The sequence below is a fragment of the Paenibacillus sp. 481 genome, assembly GCF_021223605.1.
Lineage (GTDB): Bacteria > Bacillota > Bacilli > Paenibacillales > Paenibacillaceae > Paenibacillus_B.
Genome location: NZ_CP075175.1, coordinates 3,234,065 through 3,260,994 on the forward strand (window position 1 = coordinate 3,234,065; position 26,930 = coordinate 3,260,994).

Here is a 26,930-nt window from a genome sequence, read left to right on the forward strand (position 1 = left end):
GTAGTATATAAGTTTAAGGAGAGAAGAAATAAACCTTGATCGGCTCCTTGGGGCTGTTGACAAAATAAAAATGATCCCTCAAATAAAATGATATTAAAGCAACCGTGTAGAATTTGTTCTCTACACGGTTTTATTTTTGGAGGAGTTCGCAAATGATGGGAGTAAATAAAGAAAAGCAACATCAGTTCATGCTTTTTAATTTGGAAGACTACATCCCAGCAAATCACTTACTACGATCTATTGAGAAGGTTGTAGATTTTTCGTTTATATATAAGAAAGTTCAGCATTTGTACTCCCCAATTGGCAGGAAAACAATTGATCCCGTCATGCTTATAAAAATGCTACTTCTTGGGTATCTGTATGGCATTCCTTCTGAAAGAAAGCTAGGAGAACAAGTGCAATTGAATCTGGAATTTCGATGGTTTTTAGGATTAGGTTTGGAAGAATCCATTCCGGATCATTCGACACTTAGTCAGAATCGCCGTCGCAGATTTAAGGAGCGTACGATCTTTCAAGAAATATTCGATCATATCGTTTCAACATGTGTATCTTCAGAGCCTGTGACAGGTGAGGTGATTGTCACTGACTCTACACACATTAAAGCTCATGCTTCCGATTACCAAAGCGAAAAGGTATGGAAAGATTAACTCCCTCCGGACTATTTAAAAGAACTAGAACAGGAAGTTCATAGACTGGAGAAGAAGCTACAAGATAAACGAGAAGTGCAAGGGAAGAAAAAATGTGATCCTTCTAAGCAATCACCACCAGATAAATCTGAACGAAAAGAAGTCAAGCGTAGCACGACAGATCCCGATTCTGGTTGGCTGAATAGACCACAAAAGCCGGTCGGTAACCACTATCTCGGACATACAAGTATAGACACCAAACATGGAATCATAACGGATATCCATGTGACCCCAGGCAATGTAAATGATAACGACCCCTATGTAGAAAGGCTTTCCCTGCAAAAGATTAAATTTGGATTGTCCATTCAAAAAGTTGGCGCCGACAAAGGCTACGACAGTTCCCTGATTCATCACGGATTAAAAAACTAGATATTCGGGGTTATATCGCCCCTCAGCAACATAGTAGCATCGAGAGTATTGATGGAAAAAAATTTATTTATGATCCCGTAATGGATACGTAAACTTGTCCAGCAGGAAAAAAATGTAGGGTTCACTTATATGTCCAGGAGGGGAAATCATTATCATCAGATCTACACAGCAAAAACGAAGGATTGTAAAGCTTGTCCTCTAAGGGACAGATGTTTTACCAAATCGAAACCCTATCGCAGCATAACAAGCCCCTATTTCATGAAGCATTGGAGCAAAATAGAACGCGATCCAAGACACCGGAGTATAAGCGAATTTAACGTCTGCGGAGAATATGGTGTGAAGGAACCTTCGGTACGATGAAGTAAGAGCACAATCTACGTAAGACATACAAAAGAGGCATTCGAAACGCACTCGAACACTGCCTCTTTTCGGCGTTGGCCATTAATCTAAAAAGGATGACAAAAGCGATGATTTAGAGGGGGGAATGATGCACCGGAGGGTGTTTACTGAAGATTATTCAGCTAAAAAGATGCTTAAAAGTTAAGATGGGCCCGGAAATTTAATTCCGAACCCATTTTGTCAACAGCCCCTTAAGCCATTCAAGGTTTATTTCTATTGTTTGGGGATTTTGATGTATCATTTTGGAGCATTCCAGTAGACATACCACTCCGAATAAAACTCTATTTACGTAAAGCACCTTTTCTTAGAGCATATAAAATTGTGGTTCATAGAAAACGTATTATTATCACTGGTTTGTAGTAATCAAAGCGAACTAACGCTTTTATATATTGACTACAGATTGTAACGGTGCAAGTACCAAATTTTTTTCTACTAGTAGGGGTATTGGGATAGCGAAGCGCCGCTAGTTCGCTCTGAATATCCGGCGGTTTATTAGTGAGGATACGTATGAAGGGGAATCGAACATTCCCATAAGCTTGAATGTGCTCTCCTATATTTACAATAACCCGTTAACATATATCGACGATTAATCTACCGAGGTGTGAATAGCGAAGAAAAAAGGTCAAGTTAAGGGAGATTAGCCCTGACTCGACCTTTTTTGCTATTAAGTATAATTACAGGTTACACGCTGTTTAATGGTAATTATGCTGTTGTGGCAGTCATTTAAAAGAAGGCTTATCCATATTTCCGGAAAATTAGATTGTAAGTGTTATTGCGATCATATTCATGACCACGAGTAGACACTTTCATATACAGTTTATGACCGGGCTGAATAACATCATGCCATACATCTGTACTTCCTCCAGAATCAGGAACCTCAAAAGTTTTTACGATATTATTATTTGAGTCGACAGTTATGAGCTGTACGTCGTAGTTAGCAGTGCTTGGTGATTGTAAGGAGAGTTTGTAAATAAATTCGCTTCCTCCATATCTATTATTGGCAAGGAAAAAGTCATAATCTGAAGTGCTGTCAAGAGTGTAATTAACAGAGGTACCCGTGTATCCTGGGAGCCAAATTTCCGAAGCAGTATGCAGCGTATCAGCAAAGCCCTCCTTTGCAAATGCTGCCTGTGATGTCATTGTCATGGATGCAACCACCAAACAAGTTGCCAAAATTTTCTTGAATCTCATAGTTCTCGCACCTTTCCATATTTGGGATATTTAGAGATTGCTCTCTACAAAAATGATAATACCACAACTTGGAATAGTAGTAAATAACATGGTTTTATTTAATATTAAAGAAATTTATTTTATCGATAACAGGGGTGAAAATGAATGAAATATAATACTATTTGTTTTCTTAAATTAGAGAATAAGCTGTATTTAGCCCATATATATAATGTTTCTAATAGAATCATATCTTCTGCTGAAGTTTGTTACTACTCGATATGATTATGTCACTCTGGATGCTTATCCAATGGATTTATTCAATCATTGACCGATTTATAAAGAATCAATATTGCAACAAACCTGCAAACCACAAAGGTAGCTAATTAACTTTATATTTTTTACTATTCTCTGCTTGAAAAAAGGATGTCTGTGAAGAACATCGAATAGTGATGTGAGAAGTGTCTTATAGAGTTGAATGGTTAAGGTGAGGATGAGCAAGAGCAAGAGGATCTGGGAGAAAGCTTCATTTCATTTGCCGAGTATTCGTGCGCAGCTTTATTACTGAAAGTTGGAATAGGCTTGCGCTACATTTATAGTCGGTTGGATACCAGCTATCGCGCTTATTAAACTTTCATGCTCGCGATATCACTATGATTTGGTTAGGTACATATGCAAATGCATCTTACAATACTTAAGGAGTGTATCCTCCATGAAAGCACACATTCGCCACTACAAAGCAACAGATGCTACCGATATCTCAGCATTTAATTTGTTATTTCATTTATCGTACAAATATAATGCGGATTTCAAGTCTGAAAATATATTTTGTGCGGAGCTGGATAATCAAGTCGTTGCAACGGGCCATTTAGAGCCGATGGATTCATGTGAGTATCTTGAGCGCGAAGGAAAAGATTCGGACTATATTCACCGTTTTGCAATGGAAATGGATTCAGTGGATTCCGATGTGCACGCCGAGCTAGAGCTTGAAATATTTAATCGGCTTGTCGAAAGAGCCTATCAAATTAAGCAATCATACCCAAGTAAACGAATTCAAACCAGCTATACTTGCTCGCATGAAGACCACGATTCTATCGACTTTTTATTATCGCAAGGCTTCTATCATTGTTTGAATTATTTCATCATGAGACGTGATTTAACAGTGCCGCTTCCCGAGTACAGGCTCAATCCTGAAATAGAAATTAAGCGATGGGCAATGGATTCCGAGGAGGAGAAGGAGCTGTACCTGCAAGCAGAGAAGGACAGTTCAGATGATGAATCGTGGAGCAAAGCGAGGCTGAATTGGTTCAAAAGTGGACCGGAATGGGACACATTTACTGCGTTTTATCAAGGAAAACCGATTAGCAGTTGCATGACGTGGGGAATTTCTGCGGAACGAAGTGCAACCGAGCAAATATTTACGCATCCTGATTGGAGAAGGCAAGGAGTAGCCAAGGGAACGATTATTGAGGCTTTAACATTTTTACGAGATGAGAAGCAAAGAAGTGAGGCGACTTTAGGCGTTGTTGGGAGTAATGAAGCAGCTATTCGTCTGTATAAGTCGTTAGGATATGAGTTGATCGATGTTCAACTGCTTATGGTGAAGGATATTTTGTGAGGGAGTTCCATTTATGATGGGAAGCATTCCTCAAGCCTATTTTTGATGATGATGAATTGTTTTTAATCGTTACTGTTGCAAAATGATACCCTAAATAAGTGCGGTTCGCACTTTTAGTGTGCGGATTTGTTGTGCTATGCTAGCAAAAATGACTACTGTCATTCCTTGCACAGGTGTATAGATTGAAACGTTGGTTGGCTTCCGGACATGGTTGTGTTGTCAGCGTTGCTCGTTGAGCACGACTATTTGTTGAGGCCCGTTTTCTTGGGGAAATGTTGTTTGGTGTTATTTCACCGAGCGGGTGCGAGTCTAAATGTCAGATGAAATCCCTAGGGGGTTCGCACCCGCGTAGTAGTGCGGGCTAAAAACGTCGCTGTCGCTCTCTATATGAGAGCCAAATTCGGAGCAGATCCAATCATGAACGATTTTACAAAGAAAAGAATTACTAAAATCATGGATAATTACACCCAAAACGCAATCCCGCCTCATTTTCAAAATCAAATGATATTGAGCTCTAACATCAGAGGCAATAACGTCGCCTTAATCGAAGAAAGACCCGCATTTATGAGTGATAGATGGGTTCAACATCCCATGGCTCAGTTTAGAGTAGTAGAGTATCAATGGAGGATATATTGGAAAGATAGTAAAAATAAGGGCATTTTTACTGATGATATACTGCCGGATGCAGACTTTGAGAAACAATTAAGCACGGTAGTAAATGATAATAGGGGATTGTTTCGGGGTTAGCTGGTGTGGGACTTCGCATGACTTTGCCGGTTCAAACGAATTGTGCAAAATGAACCGGCAGCTTCACGTACAAACATCTAACTAATCATCCAACTAAACGTCCAAGCCAACATTCAGCCGAACGTGTGCAAAACGGTAACCTAACGCAGATCTCATACATAATCACCAATACACCTATGCATCTATATATGGATTAACGGCTTTTAACTAATAACTCAATGGCTTCTTGCACCACTTTACTCGAATCTCTTCCTGCCAATTGCTCATCAATAATGCATTGCTGCAAATTTTCAGCAACGATTTGAGCGATGGCTTTGTCCGTCGCATTGCGAATGGCCGACAATTGAGCCACGACATCTTTACACGACTTTTCTTCGTCCATTAGTCGCAGCACTCCACGAGCTTGTCCTTCGATGCGGCGCAGACGTTTTTTGATGTCATCCTTGTAAACGTATCCCACTGCACGCCACTCCTTTCTATATGCAATATACCCATACAGGTATTATAGACAATATCCCTTTTTAAATAAATAAGTTTACTTTCGCATCCACTGCGTCGCCTAAATAGCCCGCTACTCCCGCATACTCAAGCCCATCCACCAATTCTTCCTGCTGCAAACCTAACATATCCATAGTCATCGTGCAGGCAACCAACTTCACTCCTTGCTCTTGGGCTAATTCAATAAGTTGGGGAAGTGATAGAGCATTATGCTTCTTCATCACGTGTTTAATCATTTTCGGACCCATGCCCATCATATTCATTTTGGATAAACCTAACTTTTTGGCGCCACGGGGCATCATCCAGCCGAATGCTTTTTCAAGCCAGCCTTTTTGCACATGAACGATTTCATCTTTACGCAACGTGTTCAATCCCCAAAACGTAAAAAATATCGTCACTTCGTGGTCGTAAGCCGCCGCGCCGTTCGCAATAATAAATGCAGCCATGGCCTTATCCATATCTCCGCTAAATAACACGATCGTTGTTTTTTCTTTTTTCTGTCCCATCATAAAATGACAAACTCCTCTACTCTTTATTTAACCAATGGTCAAAAAATGTTCAGTCAGTCTTACTAGCCTAATCAATCTTTCCCGACAGACCTATTTAACCCAGCACAGAAGCCCAAATTTTCACCGACGTTGCTGCAATCAAAATAACTAAGCCATAATGCAATAGCTTTACATTGATGTTAGGACTTACTTTTGAACCTAGCGGTGCGCCTAGCACACTCCCGATAATGACGAACAAAGTAGCCATAATCGGTATGTTACCGTATGAAATTTTGCCGATCACACCGCCAACCGAAGAAATAAATACAATGACTAGCGAAGTCGCGATCGTTGTTCGGGTCGGAATTTTCAACACGGTTATCATCACGGGAATTAATATAAATGAACCACCTGCGCCCACGATGCCCGAAGCGATCCCGACTCCAAAAGCAGACATAACCGCAATATATTTATTAAATGGAATATTTCTGTTTACTTGTTCTTCGCGCTCCTGCTTAGGTAGAAGCATGAATAGGACAGCAATAACAGCTAATGCACCGTAGATCATCGTAATGGCATCGCTTGAAATGGATCCCGAACTTACGCTACCAATGACACTGCCTATGAGTATACTGCCGCCCATATAGGTAGCGAGCCCGCGATGAATCAAGGGGGGACCCGCTCCCTGTCTTTTTAGATACATGAAACTCCCTGCTAGCGATGCAAAAAAGACCTGAAACATACTCATGGTAGATACTTCATGTGCGGAAAAGGCAGCAATACCAAGCGCAGCAGGTACAAACAATAGCAAAGGGTAATTAATAATAGCGCCTCCGATTCCTAGTAAGCCTGAAAAGAAGGAGCCGACGAATCCAAGCACAACCATCGTTACATATAAAGCGACGTCCACACTTACAACCATAGAGCTCATCATGTGTTACTTCTTTCGTACGAAAAAGGTAAAAATCCCATCCACTACCTCATGCTTTACCAACTCATGATTCGTTTGCTTCACCCACGCTTGAAAATCGTTCAGCGAACCTTTGTCAGTTGATAACACCTTCATGATTTGACCTGCTTCCAATGAATCTAATCCTTTTTTCGCTTTTACGATGGGCATCGGACATGCCATCCCTTGCGTATCAACGGTGATGTTCGTTTCCATATTCCTATTCCTCCTTATTTATCGTGAATCGCGCAGCGGTTTGGACCTATTTCCATATCGCGCTGTTCTTCAGCGGTGGGGGCTAATTTCCCCATATTGATTTGTCTAATCTCCTCGTACGCATGTGGCTGCGGAGGCAAATTCTCTGTTACTGCTCGTCTAAACTGTGCCTCATCTGTGATGTTTAATCCGGGATTGTTCTTGAATAAGTCACCCAAACGTGCCAACACTTTTCCGCCTTCACCGAGTTCCGCGGCTTGTCCAAAGTGGGCCGGAAGGACGATTAAATCATAAGATAATTGCTTGTATCGGTCGTACAACGTATGGCGAAGGTCGCTGACCCAATCTTCTGCCTTTCCTGCCAAGTCAGGTCGTCCAATGGAGTGCACGAACAATATGTCTCCTGAAAATAAATACTGATTGTCCACAATGAGTGACGTACTTCCAATGGTGTGCCCTGGCGAGTAGACAGGTTGAATCTGAATTTGAGTATGCCCGACAGAGATGACAGCATGTTCGTCGAGTGGATTATAGTCAAAGACCACTTCATCCGCATCTTTCGGTGGGAGCCAATAGTTAGCTCCTGTGCGCACTGCTAGTTTCAATCCGCCAGAAATATGATCCGCGTGCAGATGGGTGTCAATCGTATGCTGAATAACGGCTTGTTGTTCTTGGGCAAAATGCGTATACACATCCGTCATACGAACGGGATCAATGACAGCGGCTTCGCCATTCGAAATGACCATATAAGACAGACAGCCTTTACCGATGCGTATGAATTGATAAATGGAACCGCCGTCTGTTAAATCGCCGATTTTAACAGGTACTAAATGTTCGCTCCAAGCTTTCATCCCGCCAGCAAGGTAAGAAATATTAGACTTGCCGTGTGCAATTAATTGCTCGGCTACAAAGATGGAGGAGCCCTCCTTCGCACATACGACGACGACTTCTTTGTCGTCCGGAATGTGATCGAGCACGGTTTCGACACCGTCAAGCAGTTCAAAATAAGGAACGTTCAGCGTTTCTACACTTTGACCTTCCATTTTCCAGTCCGCATAATCACTTTCATTGCGCACATCTAAAATAAAAAGCGAGTCATGGTTGAACATTTTGTGTGCCAATTCGCCAGCAGATATACCGCGCAGTTTAGCCGTAGTCATTATCGTGTCTCCTCTCTCGTGATCGTTTTTAAAATGAGCAATGATTGCCTTAGCGTTATTGAACTAAGTGATTAGACTGCTCGACGGTACCCTTCCATGCGGACATGCCAGGCACAACATTTTTTACATGCTTAAAGCCTTTTTCATGCAACAGCTGAGCCGCCATGTCGCTGCGCTTCCCTGTACGACAAATGACGCAGATCTCATCTTCTTGATTCAGCTCTTGGATTCGTTGCTCCAATTGTCCGAGTGGGATGGAGATTGCACCTGAAATTTTGGCAAAAGCATACTCCGCTGGCTCACGCACATCAACGATCGTGACAGGTGGAGTCTCCTTAATTCGCTGCTCTAGCTCCTCATTTGTTATCGTATTTGGGAAATCTCGTTCATCCTTAGCCTCGGCAGGAGCCGACTTCCGAATAAAATGATGAAGCACGTTCCCCGCTTGCTTGGTCCCTAAATAGTGGTGCCCTGTTGACTTCGCCCAGCTTTGAAGATCGGCTAACGAACCTTTATCCGTCGCTTGAACCTCAAGTACACAGCCATGGGCTAGCTCTTCAAGCGCCTTTTTAGTTCTGACGATGGGCAGCGGGCAAGCCAGTCCTTTGGCATCTAGAACTTTATCTACTTGAATGGTCATGAACACCATGCCTCCTGATTTTTAATCCTTATACATATACCCCTATAGGTATATTAAAAATATAAATGAATTACTTTTGCTCGTCAAGGTTGTTGAATACAGGTTCATAAATCCACCTATAAAGTATAAAATTCCCTATTTGGTTTGCCGAAAGTGAATGTATAGGAGGTGATGGCATGTACGCGGGATTTTGGCAGAGGTTCTTAGCACATACGATTGATTGTGTATCGAATGGTTATATTACGGGCTATTGGAATCGTCCAGATGGCAAGCGACGTTTGGGAAAAGGTCGTTTGATATCGTAGTAGTCGATGAGGATTACGAAAGACTATCCTTTTTGCGGGCATCTGCTAGGTATTGGAGTAAGCTGCTCTCACTATTTCCGTTATATATCGAATTTTTATGATGGCTGGATTGACGCAAAAGAAACAAGCTCTGCACGACAAATTCGCCAATACGTATGTTGTGGATAAAAAGTGCTCAAATACCGACATGAAGCGGGGCAGGTACTTTATTAAGGTAGGCAAGGTACATATGCTTTAGGCAAAGGAGACAGCATATTAGATGTTTTCTTTTTTTGTTATTCTTTTTCGAAAAGGAGGGGAGGTTTAGGGAGGAATGTCGAATAAGGTCTTATGGAAAAGACGGGAGGATGAAAGTGTGATTCAAATCTCACCAATAATAGCTTCTGAAATACTTGAATTGGCTTGTTTATATGAAGAATTGGATGGAAGTCGCCCCTATATCGAACGGATAAAGGAACAGTTTGAACATCTTCAATCCAATAAAGACTACTTATTTCTCGGCGCAAAAAATGAGCAGGGTAAGTTAGTCGGCTCCGTGATGGGAATCGTTTGTTACGATTTAACGGGGGAATGTCGTCCTTTTATGGTCGTGGAAAATATGATTGTATCTAAGGCTAGTCAGCGACTTGGAGTCGGTAAACAATTAATGGAAGAAATCGAGCGGCAAGCGAAGGTAAGAAATTGTCACTGTGTGATTTTAGTTTCAGGTGCAACGAGTAAAGAGGCGCATGAGTTTTATGAGGCTATTGGATATAGCAAAGGCATCATACAGGGATTTATAAAGGCTCTAGATTGAGAACATAGCCGAGATGAATAATTTTATTAAACACAGATACGAAATCATGAACAGCCATGAAAGGATGATGCGACCATGGATGCTCGAATAGTTAGTTGTAACAGTATTGGTGTATATCAGCAAGCGTTGACTCGTGGAAAAGTTTACGTTGTAGTCGATGAAAATAAGGATATGTATAGGATCGTTGGGGATCATGGAAAAAGGGTGTGGATTCACAAAGAGAACTTCTTAAGTGATGGATCGAAGATAGTAGTCATGAAAGATTGGCGTTTTGATGACAACACTGAAACGGAACGTTTTGTAGAAGTGACAATTACCTTTAATGACGGGTCTAAGCGATGGTGCATATTGACGACCCCAACAAAACTAATGGAATATTTCAATAATGAAAGTATGGACCCACCTGGGATGAATATAAAGTATTTAATCATTATGAAAACAATGGAAAAAGAGGATGTAGAGAAGATGTTCATACATCTGGACAATCAAGGTGAACTTCAAGAAAGTACACTGCCTTTAAATAAAAGTTAAAAAAATATATACTAAGCGATAAAACTAGTCATTTTAATCATTTATTTCAAAATGAACAACAATACGGCTCCCTACCAGCGAAGAGCTGATTTTACTGGTGAAAATCCTATAATTAGTAAAGAAGGTACACCATGATTGATACTATCTCCACACAACGATTTTTATACTTTTCGATTAGGAATAAGATCAATATATTAGACTTTGAACAGTGGCTATATAATCATGATGAACTCGAAATAATTTTTGGTGAGCAAGAATATTTGGAATTTATCTCAAGGGACTACGCAAGTATATATGCATTTCAAGAGACAGAAAAACAAATTAGGAAATTAGTCAACTTTGGCATGTTCGAGCAAGAACGGCTAATTTCTTTATTGCATGAGTTAAATCAGGATCAAGGCATAACTCGCTTTCTTGAAGTAATAGCTACTCTTTATGATGAGTATTGTGAGGGGTACGATTTTTTACGATTTATTGCCCTGACCTTTATTACTACCTCGGAAGAATATCAAGAAGTTCTAAGGCAAGGAAATCAAAGCTTTGATTTCAAAAGTCCAGTCATTCAAGAGGCGATAAGATTACTAACTTTTTTTGAAAAGAAAGAACTATTAATAATTGCAGAACATGAATATATAGATAATAGAGCAGAGCAGGATAAAATTGAAATGCACAGTATTAACGAGATGTTTAAAAGTTGAATCGCTGAATGATATTTGTAATACGCAGGTCATTCAAGAGTATCTTTTCATAGCGTTACAGAGCATATTAATGGATCAGCTAAGGAGAAATAAATGAAATTCACTTACGAATTATCCGGTATTGGATGGGCATCTGGCATGCTAGAAATAAACAATCAAGAATCATATTTTAATGTAAGCTATCTTTCAGAGCCGATTAAGGATTTGCTAGATGGGTTGTTACAACTATTGCCGGGATGCGTTCCAGAGGACGAGTTGCAAACAGAAGTTACTTTTGAATGGTACAGCGAGCCGGGTGGATTAAAGTGGATGCTAAAATGTCTTGGACATGAGAAATTAAACATTTCCATTGTTTCGTATGCAGATATGTACTGTAAAAGCGAAGCAAACAAATCAGTTGAAATTGAAACGGAATGCAGTCTTTTTGACTTTATTAACGAAGTCGTCTTAGCATTTGAACAATTAATAGTGAAACATGGATTTGTAGGATACAGGAGTACTTGGTGTCGCGGGGAATTTCCTTTAAGTAGTCTACTCATATTAAAAAATTATATGAATACCCGAAAACCCTTTCCATCTGAAATTGATTACAACGATGGAATTGAGGTTGAAAAGACAAGTATAAAAGAAGAAATGAAATTACTGCTGCAAGTAACTTTATGAGGATTATTACATGGTCAAATGTAAATATATGTGCTGAGGATGGGAGCACTTGCCGATACTGGTTTTCTAATCGTGTTTGATTGGAATGGGTGGATCAATATACCTGAGATGTATAAGGATTTAGACCACAGCATTGATGCGTATATCATGAATGCAGATCTCGAAATATTACGTAAATGGATGACAAGTTATGTTCGGGGGTTGAGCATGAAAGCTTACAACATAGAAGCAATTTTTATTGATCGCGATGGAACAATAGGCGGCACGGATGAAGTGCTCTATCCGGGCAATTTTGAGTTGTTTCCATTCACAAAAGGGGCCATACATAAACTTAAAACAATAGGGACGCAACTATATGGCTTTACGAATCAACCTGGCATCTCTAGAGGTGAAGCAACCATAGAACAGTTTATTGATGAAATGATTCATTTTGGTTTTGATGATGTGTACATTTGTCCGCATCAGCATACGGATGGATGCGCGTGCCGATAGCCTAGTCCTGGAATGTTACATCTAGCAGCAGAACATAAGCGATTAAATTTTAAAAATTGTATTGTCATTGGAGATCGGTGGACGGACATATTAGCAGGGCATCATGCGGGTTGCATGAAAATATTAGTTCTAACCGGAGCGGGTAATGAAGCTTTAAATAAGTATAGGCATAAATGGCCCAACACAGAAGCGGATCATGTTGCTAGAGATTTTGAGGACGCGGTTGATTACATCATTAATTTGGCGAAAAAATGTAATTAGTAGAGGAGGCCGCAGCAAGTGGAGCATTTGCGTTATCCCATCGGGTCGTTTGAACCTGTAATGAATCCTTCCATTGAAGAGCGAACCCGCTTCATCAACCAGATTCCTGATATTACAAAGATACTAAGAAAGTTTATAGCGGGCACCGAACCTGAGCAGCTTAATACCCCTCATCGTCAGGGTGCTTGGTCTACGAAACAAATCGTACATCATATGGCTGATAATGATATGAACGCGTACATAAGATTCAAAAAGGCGCTTACCGAGGACGAGCCTATGTCCGGTACTTATCGCGAAGATTTATGGGCAGAACTCAGCGATTACAAAGATGTCCCGATCGAACATTCACTTGTATTACTCGAAACCCTTCACATTCGATTTGTTATTCTCCTTAACGGTTTACAGCTAGATGATTTTAGCAGGAAATTAAAAACCGAAGTACTAGGAAGCATCACTTTGGATACAGCACTGCAAAGATTCGTCTGGCACAACGAGCATCATATTTCTCAAATCCAATCCTATATGATGTCCAAGGGTTAGTAGTCACAAAGATAGCTGATTTCCCCATTCCTATCCCACAAGGAGGATTCAATCATGATCATTGATCTAACTCGTCTCATCGTCGATAAGATGCCTGTTTTTCCAGGAGACACCGAAACGACATTAATTCAATCCAAGTTCATTCAGCAACATCACTACAATAATCATCAGCTTACGATTAATATGCACGTAGGGACACACATCGACGGTCCGATGCATATGACGGATACCCATGTGTATTTGAGTGATTTTCCATTGGACTCATTTATCGGAGAAGGTTGTGTACTAGATGTCTCTGGCGAGATGACCATTGATTACAAGGTAGAGTATGAGCAATCCATTAAGGAAAATAGTATTGTGATTTTATATACAGGGTATGGGAAGTATTTTGACCAAGCAGAATATTTTACAGCGTACCCTGTGTTGACGAAAGCTTTCGTAGACATCCTCGTTCGAAAAAAGGTCAAAATGATTGGCATGGACACACCGTCACCCGATAAATATCCGTTTGAGATTCATGCATATTTATTCGAGAACACCATCTTTATTGCTGAAAATTTAACAAATGTCGAGCGCTTATTGGATGTTGAGTCTTTTGAAATCATCGCCTTGCCGCTTCATATTAAAGCGGATTCTTCTATTGCTCGTATTATTGCACGTGTAAAATAAGGCAGCTGAATGTGTAGCCTGAACTAGGGGAATTTCGATGAGGTGTATCAGTTTTGGAATTGGCCCATATACACCGCCGACAATTATTACAGGTTATAACTCCATTTGTTAAATGCATAGTATCGGAGGTGTTCACACGTGCCTTGGCCAATGGTTCATTTTGCAATTGCAACAAAAGTAGCTTCGTCCAAGCCATCCCCTCATTTTTTGTTAGGGAGTATTGCACCAGATGCGATTCATATGCGAAATCAAATAACGCGGGAACAGAAGGGGATTACTCATCTCGTTAGTGAAGGCAAGTTCCCGAGTATTGAAACGGTGAGAAGCCATTGTTTGGAGTATTTGAGTCAGCATACCGAGCGTGCGTGGAAAGAGTTTGTGTTGGGCTACTTTGCTCATATCTATACGGATATAAGATGGACAGAGAGTGTATACGCTGAATTTGAGTGTCATTATAAAGGGGACACCGCAGACATTAGAACCACGTATAATCGTGAAGTTAGCCAATTGGAGTTTGACTTGTTGCGCTCCAATTCCGATTACCACCAGATTTTTCATCACTTGCAGAAGTCTAAGCCGTTTACGATCGTTCCGTTTGTGACGGAGACAGAAGTTAGAGGTCACAGAGATGAGAAGATGAGCTGGCTGCAAGATGACCGTAATGAACCAAAAATACAGCCAGCTTATTTTACGGTAGAGGTTGCAAGGGATTTTGTTAATCAGACAGCCAATGAACTGAATGCATTATTTATGGATTGGGAAATTTCTCTCAACATCATGTCAGAAAGAAGTGAACTTCTATGAACAGGCAGTCTTCAGCCAAATCTTTAACTATCGTATTGCATGAAATCTATGGAGTTAACGATCATATTCATTTTTTTCGAGACATTATGATGCAAGAAGGTTTTGATGTACTTACACCTAATCTACTGCACGTAGCCCCTTTTCCTTATGAGCAAGAAAGCGAAGCATATCTGTTTTTTAGGAATGAAGTTGGCTTTCAAAAATCCTTGTTAGAAGTGAAGCACATCGTTAAAGAAAATAGAGAGAAATATGATCGGATTTATATCATTGGTTTTAGTGTTGGTGCAACGCTTGCTTGGCTGAGCAGTGAACTAGAAGTTGATGGTGTAATTGGATATTACGGATCGAGAATTAGGGATTATTTAGAGGTAGAGCCTAATGTTCCGAGCTTGTTATTTTTTGCAAAAGAGGAGAAGTCGGTTGATGTATCGGGTTTAGAAGGACAACTCAACCAAAAGCAGAATACTGTCGTAAAGATTGTCGAAGCTGAGCACGGCTTTATGAATCCATTTTACCAAGCATATCATCCAGAACATCATAGGGATTGTATAGAGATGAGTATTGATTTCCTTAGACGAATCGAAGAAATATAAATAGGGAGATAATTGTAAGAATGGAACTGTCACTTGATTTATATTTAAAAGAGTATTTTAAAGATCTCGAAATCCAATCTCCTCTTTTTTATAACGCACAATATGGGATTAGATTTGAAATCGGAGCTGATGAAGATCGAGGCTATATGGAAACCGTATACTATAGGTCTCTAAACATATTTAATGAAATATTTTCAGATACGACAGACTTTTGGCTTTATGTGAAATCATATCAGCACGTTGAGCCATACCAATTGTTTAATGAGGGAGTAGATATATTTAAAACCTTTTTACTCGATAATTCTCGATTCCATAAGATAAATCTATTTAGGGTAGATGAACATTTTGATGAGGATACTCATGAACTTACAGGATATGTACACCATTTTTCTTTGAAAAACAATAAACAAAGTTTAGACTATATTGAGCTTTTAAAGGCGATTGGGAATCAAGATTATACAATTGATCCTTACGTTTCGGATGGTGTTTTCTTTGTCGAGCCCCAAAAACATATCATTTACTATTTATATGATGATCGTGGTTTAGATGTAATCTCTAATAATAGAGAGTCTTTACTGCCTTTATATAAGAAGTTTAATCATTGGATTCTTGATTATGACAGAGAGAAAATAGATCGACTATTTCAAAAGTAACCAAAATTATTAATAATATGAATATAATGAATGTAACGATGACAGGATTCTCAACGACACCACCTTTCGACAACGGGCGCTACAATTAGACCGTTCATAGTTGCTACGCTACTCAACATTAGCAATTATCGACAAACATTGTATCGATGAAAGGATGGGATGGAGATGAAATTACACCTTGTCAAGTCTACAAAGCTAGTACTGGCATTTTGGTTAGCAATCTGTGTGAGTTTAACGGTTTTGCCAGCCCCAACCGCGAAAGCGCAACAAAGTCTGACATACTACAACGCGGTTGTAGAAAGAGTTGTGGATGGGGATACAGTTAATTTGAGTTATCCGGTGCTTGGTACTACCAAAGTGCGCTTGCTGTCCATTGACACGCCAGAAACGAATTTTCGTGGTCAAAGTCAAGGGTATCATGCAGAGAGAGCGACTAGCTATTTGAAATCCTTGCTTCCAGTTGGAACTAAAATTAGAGTGGCGGTTGGTGCTGAATCCACAGACCAATATGGGCGCTTGCTGGCTCACATTTTTAAAGGGAAATTGAATGTAAACGAAGATTTGGTGAAGAAGGGTCATGCGGTAACGTACTTTATTTGGCCGAATGATACATTTATTCAACAATACCAAAAATCCCAAGAGCAAGCTAAACGCTCAGGACTGGGCATTTGGGACCCAACGAACCCACTGGATGAGCTGCCTTTTGAATTCCGTATGACGATTTCTAACGGTGTGCCAAATAAATTTGTTGGTGATTATACAAAGAAAACATACGTTGTGCCTAGTCAATACACGCGTGTTGATGTATCGAAGCGCATCTTCTTCTTGACGGAACAAGACGCGATTGATGCTGGGTTTAGAAAAGTACGCTAAACGGCAGATTTACGGAGAGCGAAAAGCTACTATTCATACTCACTACCATAAACCTTGCAACAGATTTGCGAGCCACCTAGCCGGCGCCGCAATTCGTTGCAAGGTTTTTTTGCGTTTAAATAAGACCGATCGGCAATCGATTCACATTAACTAGGGAACACATATTGAAACACGTTCAACAGCTTCATAAACGCCCGCTTACGAATTTGACCGTACGTCACCGCGCTAATCGGCGGATCGAACATAAAGCTATACACCTTCGTGTCGGTAACACGCTCGCCCTTCATGTAACGCTCTTTAATGAGAAGCTGCTCGTCAGCCTCCAACTGCTCGACGATATTTTCAATTAACTCACAAAAGGCGAGGCACTCGTTCGCTTTATCTGCATTATGTACCGCAATGCTGGCGGTCGGGTCACCCACACGATTCGTTGCGCCATGCATGCGTGCCTCGTAGTTGGCCGTAACACGTGCCTCCTTAACTGCGAACTTCATCACCTTGCACATCCGGTATTTGGAGAACACATTTTCAACCGTTACTTTCGCTTGCTTCGCGTCAAATGTCATCGTCAATGAAGGAAAATCCATGTGCGTATTCAACATCATTAAGGGTTGTCCTCCTCGTTTCATATAAACATATTATACCACAAAAATAAGAACAAATGTTCTATAAGTTTTTTATAATAACAATAAAAAAATAATGTAACGTTTTTAAAAAGAACCTATAAACCAAACGCATGTTCCCCGTACTATAATGATATTGTGGGAATCGAAAGACGAGAGGTTAACGCACACGGCGAACGAAAGCCTGCAAAGAAGCACACCCCCAAAGTGCTTAGCGAGGCAACAGAACCTACTTCGCTGACGATCCACAACAACTAAAAAAACAGCCGACTTACCCCAAACGGTCGGCTGTTTTTTATTTCTCGATTAAAGGAGGTCCGGAAGGAGGGAGTAAAGATTGATTCAATACCGCGACTATGTTCGCCTTTGGTTAGAACCGATGGCCAAAGATCTCCGACTACCACTGCATCCTGCAGATGCTGCTGTCGGAACTCCAGCTGCCGCGCCGCGCATTTTGTATGATTTGCGGATGCCGTATGTAGATTGCACGCCGAATCACGCTGAAATGAATGGGCCGCTTACCAAAATAGTCGAGATGGAATGGCTCCTTATGGTAGACGCAGCCGATAAGCTGGAAGCGGTTGAACGCACGCGCCACATCCTTGGATGGCTGTGGACGACCGGAACAGACCAGCTGGCTACGCTTGGCGCCGTGTTAGTGCGTGTAAAGGCTCCGCAATGGCGAAAAGAGCCTGTTGCTTGCTTAGGCATTCGCGTTCGCCTGCGGACGAGAGACCGTTTTGAACGAACCTTAGTTTCACCGATTGATAAAGCACCTATAACGATGAAGGAGTGAATTTTAATATGACAATGCAAGACGTACAAGTGACGATTGATTTGCAAAAACCATCTGGCCGCCTCTCTTTCGGTATGCCGCTTATTCTTGGTGTAAAGGCTGGCGGACACAACTACAAGGAGTATGAATCGTTGGAAGAGGTAGCAGTAGACTTTGCTCCAGCGACAGCGGAACACGGTATGGCGACAGCCTTGTTCGCTCAAGGCAACAACGCTCCGGCTCGCATTGCGATCGTGGGCCGCGCGGAGACAGAAGATGCGGTAGTGCGATTGCGTACGGTGCTTGACCGTGGCTGGTATTACTTGCTGACGACGTCCACTGAAGTGAAGGACATCGAGGCGCTGGCGACAGCGATTGAGGGTGAGAATTTCCGCGTGTTCGTGGCACGCGTGCAGGATAAGGTGAAGCTTGATGCGTTGAAAGTACGCAAGCTAGAGCGTACGGCGCTGTTCTACCATACAGATGTTAAATTGTATCCAGATGCGGCGTTAGTCGGGTCTGTCGGCTCGGCTGATGTCGGCTCCGTGACGTGGAAGTTTAAAGAGTGCCGTGGGATTCCGGCGTTGGCGTTAACGTCGACCGAATTGAAAGCAATCCACGATGCAGGTGCGCTAACCTATGTCGAGAAGCACGGTCAAGCTCGTACATCGGAAGGTAAGACACTGTCTGGCGAATATATTGATGTCGTCATGTCCCGTGACTTTGTCCGTTCTAGCATTGAGCAGAAAGTGCAGCAATTGCTGAACCAAGCACCTAAGGTGCCATATACGAATGCGGGTATTGTTCAAGTGGAAAACACGGTGCGCAGCGTGCTGCACGACGCTTATCGGACAGGCATTATCGCTACCGATGAAAATGATGCTCCGATGTTCGGCACTACCTTTTTGCGTCGTGAAAAAATGAGCCCGCAGGACATTGCAAGCCGCGTATATACGGGCGGTTCGTTCTGGTTTGTTATTTCTGGCGCTGTGCATCAAGTGCGTATTAAAGGCGTAATTCGCTATTAATTTTTCCTTGTACGACCATACACTTTAAAAAGCGAGGGATTTGAATATGTCCAATGTTGATATTTCACATATCGGTTTTTATGATGCAAAAAAAGTAACGGTAACCGTTGATGGCACGTTTATTACGGGTTTTGGTGAGAACACATTCGTTAACTGTGAAAAAGAAGAAGAGCAAACGGTGACGCACGTCGGCGCACGTGGCGACGTATCGTTGGCCTACAAGAACAACCCGCTCGGGACGGTTAAGCTCACGCTTATGTCTACATCGCCACAATTGAAATATTTGCAGCAGCTGGCGATTGAGAAGAAAGTGTTCGAAATTTGGGTGAACACCGAAAATGATCCGGCAGAACGCATTGGCGGAACAAAGGCTGTCATCAAAAAAGTGCCTGCCGCTGCCTATGGAGCGGAATTGGAAGACCGTGAGTTCGAAATTACGGTGCTCGACTATCAGCACGAATTTGTATAAGGGGGACATTATAAATGGCTAAGCAACACACAGTTGAACTGAACGGTGAGCAATATATTCTTCAGCATCCGGGCGCTCGCGCCCTGATGCGTTTGTACGACAATGCCTTAAAGCCTGACGGCGGGTGGAAATTAGAAGCTTCCATGGATTTCTTTATCCAGCATGTCATCGTATCGCCGCGTGTGAGCTGGGACTCGTTCGAGGAGAAGACCGATCTACTGACTCCGCTCTGGATGGAGTGCGCCCGCTTCGTCGGCATGGTAGATACGCCCTTGGACGCCACAGCATCCGACGTATAAGCAGCTTCTCAACAATCCGCTCCGGCAATTGCTATGGCAGGTCGTCTTGAATAGCCGGGGCGGAATCTCGTATGAGCAGGCGTGTGCGATGACGGTGGAAGAGCTGTGCGAAGCAAGTGCGGCCATGGATTGGCTGAAAGGGAAGGGAGGGATGATATGAGTAATCAGTTTGATAAATCGATTAAAGACTATTCTCCTACAGATATGGTAAAGGCTATTTTACAAGCTAATCGGGAACTAACAGAAAAAGAGCGTAAAAAAGACAAGGATCCAAAAAGCGATAATAAGAGTGAGCAAAAATCAATGGGGCAGAAGGTTAAAGATACAGTTAGTAAGACGAACGATTGGTCCACGGGGCAAAAAGATTTTTTAGGCATTTTAGCGAAAGGTGGCAGTCTTGTTTACGATTCACATGTCAATTCTGCCCCCATGATGAGAACAGGATTTTTAATCCATGCCAATCTTAAAAATAGTGATGAAAAATCTGCGGATGCGAAGTTTGAACAGTTACAATTAGCAGCTTTCCAGCAAAGTGCAAAAATCCCCTATTCCTCATCCAATATCTCTGAGGCGCAGCTGGCACTTATTAGTTCGGGCCGCAATGATGAAGAAGTTAAAGCTATGATGCCGACTATAGGCAACTTTGCAACTGCGAATACCGTGGATCTTGTCAAGACGGCTAACATGCAAGATAAATTGCTTGCAGCCTATGGGAAGAAAGTAACTGATATTGCAAGTGTGAGTGAAAGCCTCAGCTATGCCAAATCTAAAGGGAAGCTTGAAATTTTTGAACTAGGAGAGGCAATGCAACAGGTTGCACCGCTAGCAACAGAAATGGGCTGGACCTTTGATGATATGGCAGCAGCGTTTGCGCAATTTGGAAATGAAGGCGTTCGTGGCTCAGATGCAGCTAACTCATTGCTAGCGATGATGAGAAAGCTTCAGGACCCAGGCGGTAAGGCTAGGGGACAACTAACAAAATTGGGAGTTAAGTTTCCGGAGAAAGCAGGCGTTGAAATCGGTTTCGCTGATCTTATGCAGCAAATTGGTCAGCTCAATGAAAGCGGTCAAAAGAATGCTATTCAAGCTCTATCACTAGGTGCAAGCTACAATGCGGAGTTGGCGAACCTTTTTAATCAAGGCGCACTTATTAATATAAGTGAATATAAGAGTAAAATACCGAAAATTGAAGGTAATGCAGATGAAATGAAAGGAAATACAGCTGTTATGGCCGCTTCTGTAAATCAAGGTAGTGCAGGAGCGCTTAACGCACAGAGTGCTGCAACAGATCATCTGGCAATGAATGTGGCAAATCAAACGCAAGCACCATTTATAGCAATGTCTTCTGCAGCTACTGAGGCAATGAATGCAGTCAACACTATGCCTTCAATGCTACAGGGGCTATTTTTAGGAGTGGGTGGTACAGTAACGGCTATTGCTGGATTAACGGCCACGCTTTTAACCTATATGGGAGGGGCCGCAGTACTTAGTAAAGGTTTTAAGAGTCTCAACCCTTTTTCAAAAAAAGGGGACAAAGAGAACGCAGCTGAGATTGGTGAAGGCAAAGACAAGCCTGACAATTCGAACACTAATAAAGCGCCCGCAGTTGCTACTAACGAAACGACTAAAAAAGCTGGAGAACAGGCCGTTGACAAAGTTGGTGAACCAACTGCTGTTAAAGATAATAAAAATCAACCAGTTAAAACAGATGATGCCACTAGCAAACCTGCGATAAATGCGGGCACTGAAAGTTCCAAGGCATTAGCTCAAGGAGTAGAGGAAAGCAAGAAAGGTAAAGGTTTTTTTGGAGGTATAAAAAGCTTCTTTTCTAAGAGTGCCCCTTTTCTTCAAAAAGGTCTGAAGTTTGTAGGAACAGCAGCCACAACTGCTTTGAAATTCACACCAGCAGGGATAATTGGAGGAATAGGTCTTAGTTTAGGCAGTCAACTTCTTGATACATTCATGGGCCCAGCTTCTAATGCGCCCGCCGGTACGTCGACAGGCTTAGCATGCAGTTGTTGTACTGCTGCTGGTACTGGTGTGAATGGAGTGCCGGGTGCGGCTGGAACTCCTGGGACTGGCCCTAACGGGGGGCACATACCACCAACGGCCTCACATTCGACTGCTCTTACTCATCCGCATGTAGATAGGACAGGTTATGGAGTTGGGACTCAAGCTGCAACGCATTCAGGAGCAGTTAGATCGGGTGTAGCCAATGGTGTAGGCACAGCCCCAGGAACTATATTGCCTGGGCAACGGATGGATGTGCAAGCAAACAGCAATGTCGTTATGAACTTGAACGTGAACGGCTATATCGATCATCGTATGATCGAGGAAATTAAGCGGATTTGCCGTGAGCAATACGAGGCTTCGTTCCGGACATTCGAACGCTCGATTCAGGACAAGCTGCCTCAGCAAGGAGGTTCGTTGCCAGTATATGAATAAGCAATCTGCGACTAAACCTAAATCTAATCCTAAATCTAAACCTACAAAAAGTTCCCCAAAAGCGAAAAATCCTCAGCAACGCACGATGCTAGGGAAAACTCCGTTGTTCGTTACGATGGAGGAACCGCAGTATGGGGTGACCGTATCAGAGCATAACGTTGAAAAGGGCGCGCCCATTACCGATCACATTCAGAAAGAGCATACCACGCTACGCTTAGAGGGAATGCTGCTAGGCCTTGACGCTGCTAAGCTGCGGCAAGATCTCGTTACTAGTATGGAGCGTGGTCAAATCCTTCGGTATTCGGGCCGCAATCTGTTTAAAGGCTGCATGATAACGAGCTTAAGTACAGCTCACGATTATAGTATTGCTAACGGTATGACTTTTTCAATGATGTTACGTCAGGTACAGCTTGTTAAGCCAGAGTTTACGAAGCTGCCACCCAAAGTTAAGGTGCGACTTAATAAGAAGAAAAAAGGTGGTACAAAGCGCAAAGCACCTGTAAAAAAATCCACTAATCGGTCAATACAGAAGCAAACGTATAGGGTAGCTTCGGGGGATTCTTGGTACACGGTTTCCATTAGGTTTGCAACATCGATTGGAAAGTTGAAATACTGGAATCCAGCAATTAAGCATCAGAATCTACGGACAGGTATGTTGCTAGCAATTGGATACATTGCAACCCCGCGGCAAAGTTCTGTGATGGGTCAACCGAATAGAACGCACAGAGTTCGTCTCGGGGATACTTGGCAATCGATAGCGAACATGTATTACATGCCAATTGGTTTGTTGAGAGACGTTAATCCTCATATCAGACAATTAAAAGCGGGCGATGTTCTGAATATCCCTACTCGGTAACGGTGAAAGGAGGACTGGCAGTGGCGATTTTAACTATTGATAAGGAGCTAATACCCTATTCTTTTGATATAGAAATTGGACAACGTCTATACACGATGGAGTTGCGCTACAATGCGCGGCATGACTATTTTACGGTAGACTTGTCCGGAGAACATGGTCCGCTCGTGCTCGGAGCCAAACTCAACTGGGGTGTGCCGTTGTTTGATAATTTAGAAACAGCGGACTTCCCGAATGAGCCTATTATCGCAGAGGGCATCGATGGACACGAACGCATTAGCTGGGATGCACTTGGTGAAACGGTTCAATTGAGAGTGGGGGAAGACGATGGAGAATTTATTTAAGCGACGGGTAGATGTGCTTGTTGGTGGATATCGTTTTTCTAATAAAGATTTGACGATTAGCTTTGATATACAGTTCGATGATGATTCGGAGCCGAATGAGTCTTCGGTAGATATTTATAATCTATCTCCTAATACAATTGCTAATATTCGCAAAGGTATGTATGTCCTTGTGAATGCTGGCTATGATCGTGATGTGGGCACCGTGCTACAAGGTGAAATCACTGAAGTGTCCACCTCAAAGGAGCAGGTTGATCGAATCACGACTATTTATATCAAAGATACGTCTGATCGCTACAAAACGGTCGTCAAGCAATCTTATCGTAAGGGTGCGAAAGCGAGTGAGATCATCCGGGATCTAATTCGGATTGCGCAGCTTCCTATTGGAGACTTACAACTACCGGAGGATAAGGTTTACACATCCGGCTACGTCGTAAACGGTGACCCAATCACGGCCATCCGCAAACTGGCGGCTGCTTGTGGAGCAGGCACTTACATTTCGCATGGAAAATTAATGATTCGCGGTAAAGGCAAGCCCGCGGACCGAAATGTAATCGTTCTGTCGCCGTCAACGGGCATGATCGAATCTCCTCAGCCTCACGAGTCGGGCAAAAAACAAGGACTGAAAATAAAATGTTTAATGAATCACCGTCTGCTTGCAGGCTCTTATGTGAAGGTAGAGAGCGAAAAGAAGAGCGGTTTTTTTGTTGTGAAGGAAGGTAGACATTCAGCAGCTAACAATCAGTTCCACACTGAAGTTCAAGTGGAGGCCATATAGTAAGTAGAAAGGCTAAAGGAGGGATTCGATGGGAAGCAACAAAACGGTTAGCGCGCTTGATGCATGGATCGAGCATAAAATTAACGGTTCTCCGTCTGCAGCAATGGGCAGTATCCAGAGTGTGCATACCGTTTCACAGCGAGCTGATGTTACGCTGGATGGAGAAGAGGGGCTTATTCGTTATGATATGCCGTTGGTTGAACAGACGCGCCCGTACATTGTGGGTGATCGTGTGCTGATCATATTTACAGGCAGCAATCAAGCGGGTGGGGTCGTTATAGGAAGGGTGAGCGCAGGATGAGATCATGGGCTCTAAGGGATGGAGATCTTTTTTTTGAAAAAGGACAAATGCAATGGGTTGAAGGTGCTGAAGAGCTCGCACAAGCGGTACAAGTTCGATTGGGAACGCGCTTGGGCGAGTATTTTTTTGCTCCGGACATGGGAATCGACCACGAATTAGTTACGGGCAAGCACGTAACGGAGGACAGTGTGCGTGAAGCGCTAACAGATTGTATTGCTGAAGAAGAGCGGGTGAACTCGCTCGAAGTCGAATCCATGGAATTCGACGAGCAAACAAGGCAGTTAAATGTGGAACTTTTCATTGCGGGTCAAGATGGTGAGGAGGTGAGCGTCACTTATGCTAACGAAGGATGGACTTAAGCGGAAGACGTATAACGAGATTTACGAAGAGATGGTTAATGATATCCGTTCTAAAATGGGCAGTGACGTGAACACAACGGAAACGTCCCCGCTCGGCATGCTGATGCAAGTGTTTGCTTGGCATTTGTCCTTGTTGTGGGAGGATGTTGAACACGTCTATCATGGCGCCTATCTGAATTATGCGGAAGGCGTGCAGCTAGATGCGTTAGCTGTTTTTTATGGATTGCGACGCAAACTTGAAATGCCAGCCATGGGGAGAGTTGAGCTACGTGGTACGCCTCAATTTGTCGTCCCCGCAGGGTACAAGGTGGGGACGACAGCTGGTGTGTGGTTCGTGACGGAAGATGATTGCGTACTTGATGCTACCGGTATAGGTTCAGTAGCTGTTATGGCGGAACGTTCTGGCAGCAGTGGAAACGTAGCGGTAGGTACGATAGCGCATATGTTTACACCGCTAGTTGAAGTGAAGCAAGTGACGAATCCAGCTGCAACCCAGCACGGCAGTGATCGAGAAAGCGATAATGAGCTACGTATGCGATTACGCTTTGCTCGCGACGGCAGTAATGCAGCCACGGTGGAGTCCATCATTTCAGCATTACAGCAGCTTCCGGACGTGGAATCGGCTGCCGTATTTGTAAATGACACCATGCAGATGGATGCGCGCGGCGTACCACCAAAATCGATTCAAACGTATGTATATGGTGGTAAGTCGGACGAGGTTGCCAAAGCGATTTTTGCGAAAAAAGCAGGTGGTATTGGTACGGCTGGCGTAGAAAATGTAACGGTTAAGGATATTGGTGGCTCGGATCATATTATTAAATTCAGTCGCATGACAGAGCGACTTGTACATTTAGATATCCAAATTGAGGTGAATTCTACATTCTCAAGTCATGGCGTGGATGAAGTGAAGGACGTCGTTGCTCTCTATATTGGAGGATATGGTGTACAGGGACAGCGATATGTTGGGCTACCGCAAGGCTCCAAAATTGTGTACACTCGCTTGCTAGCCGTGATTCAAGGTATTGCGGGCGTCGAAGATGTGACCGGAGTCAAAATTAAATTAGGCGATGGTCCGTGGGAAAATGGGAATGCAGATATCGCAGATTTCACAGTTGCACGTGTTGCGCCGGAGAGAGTAAAGGTTACGGTGCGTCATGTTTAGCGTACAGGAAGTACTGCGTATGTTCCCTGACGTGATTGATAAGGAAGGCAGCCGTATGGCGGTGCTGGCCGAGGTGATGACGCGGCAGTTCAATGATTTGGCTATGACGATTCAACGAATAGAACTGTGGCGCAGCATCGATAAAGCCGAAGGCAAAGCGCTTGATATGATCGGCCACAATCTGGGACAACAACGTGGACAGGCTACGGATGAGGTGTATCGCATTCTGCTGCGTTCGAAGATGGCTCGTATGAATGCCAGTGGTGATCTAAATTCGATTATCCACGTGTTGTCGCTAGCACTGAATGCTGCACCGAATGATTTTGCAATCGAAGAGAAACAAGCAGATCCGCATAGTCCAGAGCCCGCAGCGATTAGTGTTGTACAGGTGCCGTATGACAAGTTGAACAGCGTGGGCATGAGCCCATCGCAGTTTGTACGACTCGTGCAAAGCGTAGTCGCTGCGGGGGTGCGTGTGGCGCAGGTGGATTTGTCCGGCACATTTGCTTTGTCGAAGGTGTACGATACGCTGGAGCAGGGCCAGCATGGTCTTGCGGACGAAGCCATGACGACTGGTGGCACACTTGGTGATATGTACACGCCAGGGCAAGATTATCAGATTCCGATTTAATCGCTGCACTTATTTTATAGAAGCTTATAAACTTTTTAGGAGGGACTGGGA

General features: G+C 42.9%; 37 protein-coding genes and 2 pseudogenes. 31 read left to right on the forward strand and 8 right to left on the reverse strand.

Annotation, left to right across the window (positions count from 1 at the left end; genetic code table 11):
* Nucleotides 1-152: 152 nt before the first annotated feature.
* From KIK04_RS14270 to KIK04_RS24440, 3 genes are all read left to right on the forward strand, one after another.
* Complete coding sequence (locus tag KIK04_RS14270; RefSeq protein WP_232274320.1) at nt 153-647, forward strand: transposase; 495 nt, start codon at nt 153-155, stop codon at nt 645-647.
* A gap of 75 nt (nt 648-722) precedes the next feature.
* Nucleotides 723-1,055: a transposase gene (locus KIK04_RS14275; RefSeq protein WP_232274321.1), complete on the forward strand. Its 333-nt coding sequence runs from the start codon at nt 723-725 to the stop codon at nt 1,053-1,055.
* A gap of 129 nt (nt 1,056-1,184) precedes the next feature.
* Complete coding sequence (locus KIK04_RS24440) at nt 1,185-1,415, forward strand: transposase (RefSeq protein WP_442951092.1); 231 nt, start codon at nt 1,185-1,187, stop codon at nt 1,413-1,415.
* Between the two features lie 774 nt (nt 1,416-2,189).
* Here the strand turns inward: KIK04_RS24440 and KIK04_RS14280 are convergent.
* Nucleotides 2,190-2,645: a hypothetical protein gene (locus KIK04_RS14280; protein WP_232274322.1), complete on the reverse strand. Its 456-nt coding sequence runs from the start codon at nt 2,643-2,645 to the stop codon at nt 2,190-2,192.
* Nucleotides 2,646-3,333: 688 nt separating this feature from the next.
* Here KIK04_RS14280 and KIK04_RS14285 point away from each other — a divergent pair.
* Together KIK04_RS14285 and KIK04_RS14290 are read left to right on the forward strand one after the other, a co-directional pair.
* Nucleotides 3,334-4,239, forward strand: coding sequence for a GNAT family N-acetyltransferase (locus KIK04_RS14285; RefSeq protein WP_232274323.1), 906 nt, complete (start codon nt 3,334-3,336; stop codon nt 4,237-4,239).
* Nucleotides 4,240-4,656: 417 nt separating this feature from the next.
* Nucleotides 4,657-4,986 (forward strand): DUF3024 domain-containing protein, encoded by a 330-nt coding sequence (locus KIK04_RS14290; protein ID WP_232274324.1) that lies wholly within the window; start codon nt 4,657-4,659, stop codon nt 4,984-4,986.
* A 193-nt stretch (nt 4,987-5,179) separates the two neighbouring features.
* On the opposite strand, the gene KIK04_RS14295 is transcribed toward KIK04_RS14290, so the two are convergent.
* The 6 genes from KIK04_RS14295 to KIK04_RS14320 all read right to left on the reverse strand — a co-directional run bounded on the left by KIK04_RS14295 (nt 5,180) and on the right by KIK04_RS14320 (nt 8,937).
* On the reverse strand, nt 5,180-5,446 hold the full coding sequence (locus KIK04_RS14295; protein WP_232274325.1) for a metal-sensitive transcriptional regulator: 267 nt from the start codon (nt 5,444-5,446) through the stop codon (nt 5,180-5,182).
* 61 nt (nt 5,447-5,507) lie between these two features.
* A complete protein-coding gene (locus tag KIK04_RS14300) occupies nt 5,508-5,990 on the reverse strand; it encodes a DsrE/DsrF/DrsH-like family protein (RefSeq protein WP_232278738.1) in 483 nt (160 codons plus the stop codon).
* Nucleotides 5,991-6,087: 97 nt separating this feature from the next.
* Nucleotides 6,088-6,882, reverse strand: coding sequence for a sulfite exporter TauE/SafE family protein (locus tag KIK04_RS14305; RefSeq protein ID WP_232278739.1), 795 nt, complete (start codon nt 6,880-6,882; stop codon nt 6,088-6,090).
* A gap of 27 nt (nt 6,883-6,909) precedes the next feature.
* On the reverse strand, nt 6,910-7,137 hold the full coding sequence (locus KIK04_RS14310; RefSeq protein WP_232274326.1) for a sulfurtransferase TusA family protein: 228 nt from the start codon (nt 7,135-7,137) through the stop codon (nt 6,910-6,912).
* 14 nt (nt 7,138-7,151) lie between these two features.
* Nucleotides 7,152-8,246 (reverse strand): MBL fold metallo-hydrolase, encoded by a 1,095-nt coding sequence (locus KIK04_RS14315; RefSeq protein ID WP_442951174.1) that lies wholly within the window; start codon nt 8,244-8,246, stop codon nt 7,152-7,154.
* 106 nt (nt 8,247-8,352) lie between these two features.
* The gene (locus KIK04_RS14320) at nt 8,353-8,937 is read right to left on the reverse strand and encodes a sulfurtransferase TusA family protein (protein WP_232274328.1); all 585 of its coding nucleotides are present in this window, start codon (nt 8,935-8,937) and stop codon (nt 8,353-8,355) included.
* Between the two features lie 176 nt (nt 8,938-9,113).
* Between KIK04_RS14320 and KIK04_RS24210 the strand changes: the two genes are divergently transcribed.
* The 14 genes and pseudogenes from KIK04_RS24210 to KIK04_RS14380 all read left to right on the forward strand — a co-directional run bounded on the left by KIK04_RS24210 (nt 9,114) and on the right by KIK04_RS14380 (nt 16,815).
* Complete coding sequence (locus KIK04_RS24210; protein WP_269671043.1) at nt 9,114-9,242, forward strand: hypothetical protein; 129 nt, start codon at nt 9,114-9,116, stop codon at nt 9,240-9,242.
* Entirely contained in the window at nt 9,188-9,343 is a 156-nt protein-coding gene (locus tag KIK04_RS14325) for an RDD family protein (protein ID WP_232274329.1), read from the forward strand. The genes KIK04_RS24210 and KIK04_RS14325 overlap by 55 nt, the downstream gene beginning before the upstream one ends.
* Nucleotides 9,344-9,597: 254 nt before the next feature.
* Nucleotides 9,598-10,038, forward strand: a complete 441-nt coding sequence (locus tag KIK04_RS14330; RefSeq protein WP_232274330.1) for a GNAT family N-acetyltransferase — start codon at nt 9,598-9,600, stop codon at nt 10,036-10,038.
* A gap of 75 nt (nt 10,039-10,113) precedes the next feature.
* Nucleotides 10,114-10,569, forward strand: coding sequence for a hypothetical protein (locus KIK04_RS14335; protein WP_232274331.1), 456 nt, complete (start codon nt 10,114-10,116; stop codon nt 10,567-10,569).
* 131 nt (nt 10,570-10,700) lie between these two features.
* Nucleotides 10,701-11,267, forward strand: a complete 567-nt coding sequence (locus KIK04_RS14340; protein WP_232274332.1) for a hypothetical protein — start codon at nt 10,701-10,703, stop codon at nt 11,265-11,267.
* Nucleotides 11,268-11,360: 93 nt separating this feature from the next.
* Nucleotides 11,361-11,930, forward strand: a complete 570-nt coding sequence (locus KIK04_RS14345; protein WP_232274333.1) for a hypothetical protein — start codon at nt 11,361-11,363, stop codon at nt 11,928-11,930.
* A 39-nt stretch (nt 11,931-11,969) separates the two neighbouring features.
* A pseudogene (locus KIK04_RS24445) lies at nt 11,970-12,119 on the forward strand (DUF6508 domain-containing protein); the annotation flags it as partial.
* Nucleotides 12,120-12,137: 18 nt separating this feature from the next.
* Nucleotides 12,138-12,683, forward strand: a pseudogene (locus KIK04_RS14350) (HAD-IIIA family hydrolase).
* Between the two features lie 18 nt (nt 12,684-12,701).
* Nucleotides 12,702-13,223, forward strand: a complete 522-nt coding sequence (locus KIK04_RS14355) for a YfiT family bacillithiol transferase (protein WP_232274334.1) — start codon at nt 12,702-12,704, stop codon at nt 13,221-13,223.
* 54 nt (nt 13,224-13,277) lie between these two features.
* Entirely contained in the window at nt 13,278-13,892 is a 615-nt protein-coding gene (locus KIK04_RS14360; protein ID WP_232274335.1) for a cyclase family protein, read from the forward strand.
* Nucleotides 13,893-14,030: 138 nt separating this feature from the next.
* Nucleotides 14,031-14,696, forward strand: a complete 666-nt coding sequence (locus KIK04_RS14365) for a zinc dependent phospholipase C family protein (protein ID WP_232274336.1) — start codon at nt 14,031-14,033, stop codon at nt 14,694-14,696.
* Nucleotides 14,693-15,289, forward strand: a complete 597-nt coding sequence (locus tag KIK04_RS14370) for a dienelactone hydrolase family protein (RefSeq protein ID WP_232274337.1) — start codon at nt 14,693-14,695, stop codon at nt 15,287-15,289. Before KIK04_RS14365 ends, KIK04_RS14370 begins: the two co-directional genes overlap by 4 nt.
* A gap of 20 nt (nt 15,290-15,309) precedes the next feature.
* Nucleotides 15,310-15,942 (forward strand): DUF3885 domain-containing protein, encoded by a 633-nt coding sequence (locus tag KIK04_RS14375; RefSeq protein ID WP_232274338.1) that lies wholly within the window; start codon nt 15,310-15,312, stop codon nt 15,940-15,942.
* Between the two features lie 165 nt (nt 15,943-16,107).
* Complete coding sequence (locus KIK04_RS14380; RefSeq protein WP_232274339.1) at nt 16,108-16,815, forward strand: thermonuclease family protein; 708 nt, start codon at nt 16,108-16,110, stop codon at nt 16,813-16,815.
* Between the two features lie 146 nt (nt 16,816-16,961).
* Here KIK04_RS14380 and KIK04_RS14385 read toward each other — a convergent pair whose 3' ends face one another.
* The gene (locus KIK04_RS14385) at nt 16,962-17,420 is read right to left on the reverse strand and encodes an ArpU family phage packaging/lysis transcriptional regulator (protein ID WP_232274340.1); all 459 of its coding nucleotides are present in this window, start codon (nt 17,418-17,420) and stop codon (nt 16,962-16,964) included.
* Nucleotides 17,421-17,775: 355 nt separating this feature from the next.
* Between KIK04_RS14385 and KIK04_RS14390 the strand changes: the two genes are divergently transcribed.
* The 12 genes from KIK04_RS14390 to KIK04_RS14445 all read left to right on the forward strand — a co-directional run bounded on the left by KIK04_RS14390 (nt 17,776) and on the right by KIK04_RS14445 (nt 26,879).
* Nucleotides 17,776-18,234, forward strand: a complete 459-nt coding sequence (locus tag KIK04_RS14390; RefSeq protein ID WP_232274341.1) for a hypothetical protein — start codon at nt 17,776-17,778, stop codon at nt 18,232-18,234.
* Nucleotides 18,235-18,242: 8 nt separating this feature from the next.
* Nucleotides 18,243-19,241 carry a DUF3383 family protein gene (locus KIK04_RS14395; RefSeq protein WP_232274342.1) on the forward strand — a complete coding sequence of 333 codons (999 nt, stop codon included), beginning with the start codon at nt 18,243-18,245 and terminating at the stop codon, nt 19,239-19,241.
* A 46-nt stretch (nt 19,242-19,287) separates the two neighbouring features.
* Nucleotides 19,288-19,710, forward strand: a complete 423-nt coding sequence (locus KIK04_RS14400; protein ID WP_232274343.1) for a DUF3277 family protein — start codon at nt 19,288-19,290, stop codon at nt 19,708-19,710.
* A gap of 14 nt (nt 19,711-19,724) precedes the next feature.
* A complete protein-coding gene (locus tag KIK04_RS14405; RefSeq protein ID WP_232274344.1) occupies nt 19,725-20,009 on the forward strand; it encodes a hypothetical protein in 285 nt (94 codons plus the stop codon).
* 156 nt (nt 20,010-20,165) lie between these two features.
* Nucleotides 20,166-22,454, forward strand: a complete 2,289-nt coding sequence (locus tag KIK04_RS14410) for a phage tail tape measure protein (protein WP_232274345.1) — start codon at nt 20,166-20,168, stop codon at nt 22,452-22,454.
* A gap of 85 nt (nt 22,455-22,539) precedes the next feature.
* The gene (locus tag KIK04_RS14415; RefSeq protein WP_232274346.1) at nt 22,540-23,310 is read left to right on the forward strand and encodes a LysM peptidoglycan-binding domain-containing protein; all 771 of its coding nucleotides are present in this window, start codon (nt 22,540-22,542) and stop codon (nt 23,308-23,310) included.
* A gap of 20 nt (nt 23,311-23,330) precedes the next feature.
* Nucleotides 23,331-23,651: a phage baseplate plug family protein gene (locus KIK04_RS14420; RefSeq protein ID WP_232274347.1), complete on the forward strand. Its 321-nt coding sequence runs from the start codon at nt 23,331-23,333 to the stop codon at nt 23,649-23,651.
* On the forward strand, nt 23,635-24,426 hold the full coding sequence (locus tag KIK04_RS14425; protein WP_232274348.1) for a phage protein: 792 nt from the start codon (nt 23,635-23,637) through the stop codon (nt 24,424-24,426). The genes KIK04_RS14420 and KIK04_RS14425 overlap by 17 nt, the downstream gene beginning before the upstream one ends.
* A 28-nt stretch (nt 24,427-24,454) precedes the next feature.
* On the forward strand, nt 24,455-24,727 hold the full coding sequence (locus KIK04_RS14430; RefSeq protein WP_232274349.1) for a hypothetical protein: 273 nt from the start codon (nt 24,455-24,457) through the stop codon (nt 24,725-24,727).
* The gene (locus tag KIK04_RS14435) at nt 24,724-25,086 is read left to right on the forward strand and encodes a contractile injection system sheath initiator (RefSeq protein ID WP_232274350.1); all 363 of its coding nucleotides are present in this window, start codon (nt 24,724-24,726) and stop codon (nt 25,084-25,086) included. The genes KIK04_RS14430 and KIK04_RS14435 overlap by 4 nt, the downstream gene beginning before the upstream one ends.
* A complete protein-coding gene (locus tag KIK04_RS14440) occupies nt 25,064-26,248 on the forward strand; it encodes a baseplate J/gp47 family protein (RefSeq protein ID WP_232274351.1) in 1,185 nt (394 codons plus the stop codon). The genes KIK04_RS14435 and KIK04_RS14440 overlap by 23 nt, the downstream gene beginning before the upstream one ends.
* Entirely contained in the window at nt 26,241-26,879 is a 639-nt protein-coding gene (locus tag KIK04_RS14445) for a hypothetical protein (protein WP_232274352.1), read from the forward strand. The genes KIK04_RS14440 and KIK04_RS14445 overlap by 8 nt, the downstream gene beginning before the upstream one ends.
* The last annotated feature ends 51 nt before the right edge of the window (nt 26,880-26,930 follow it).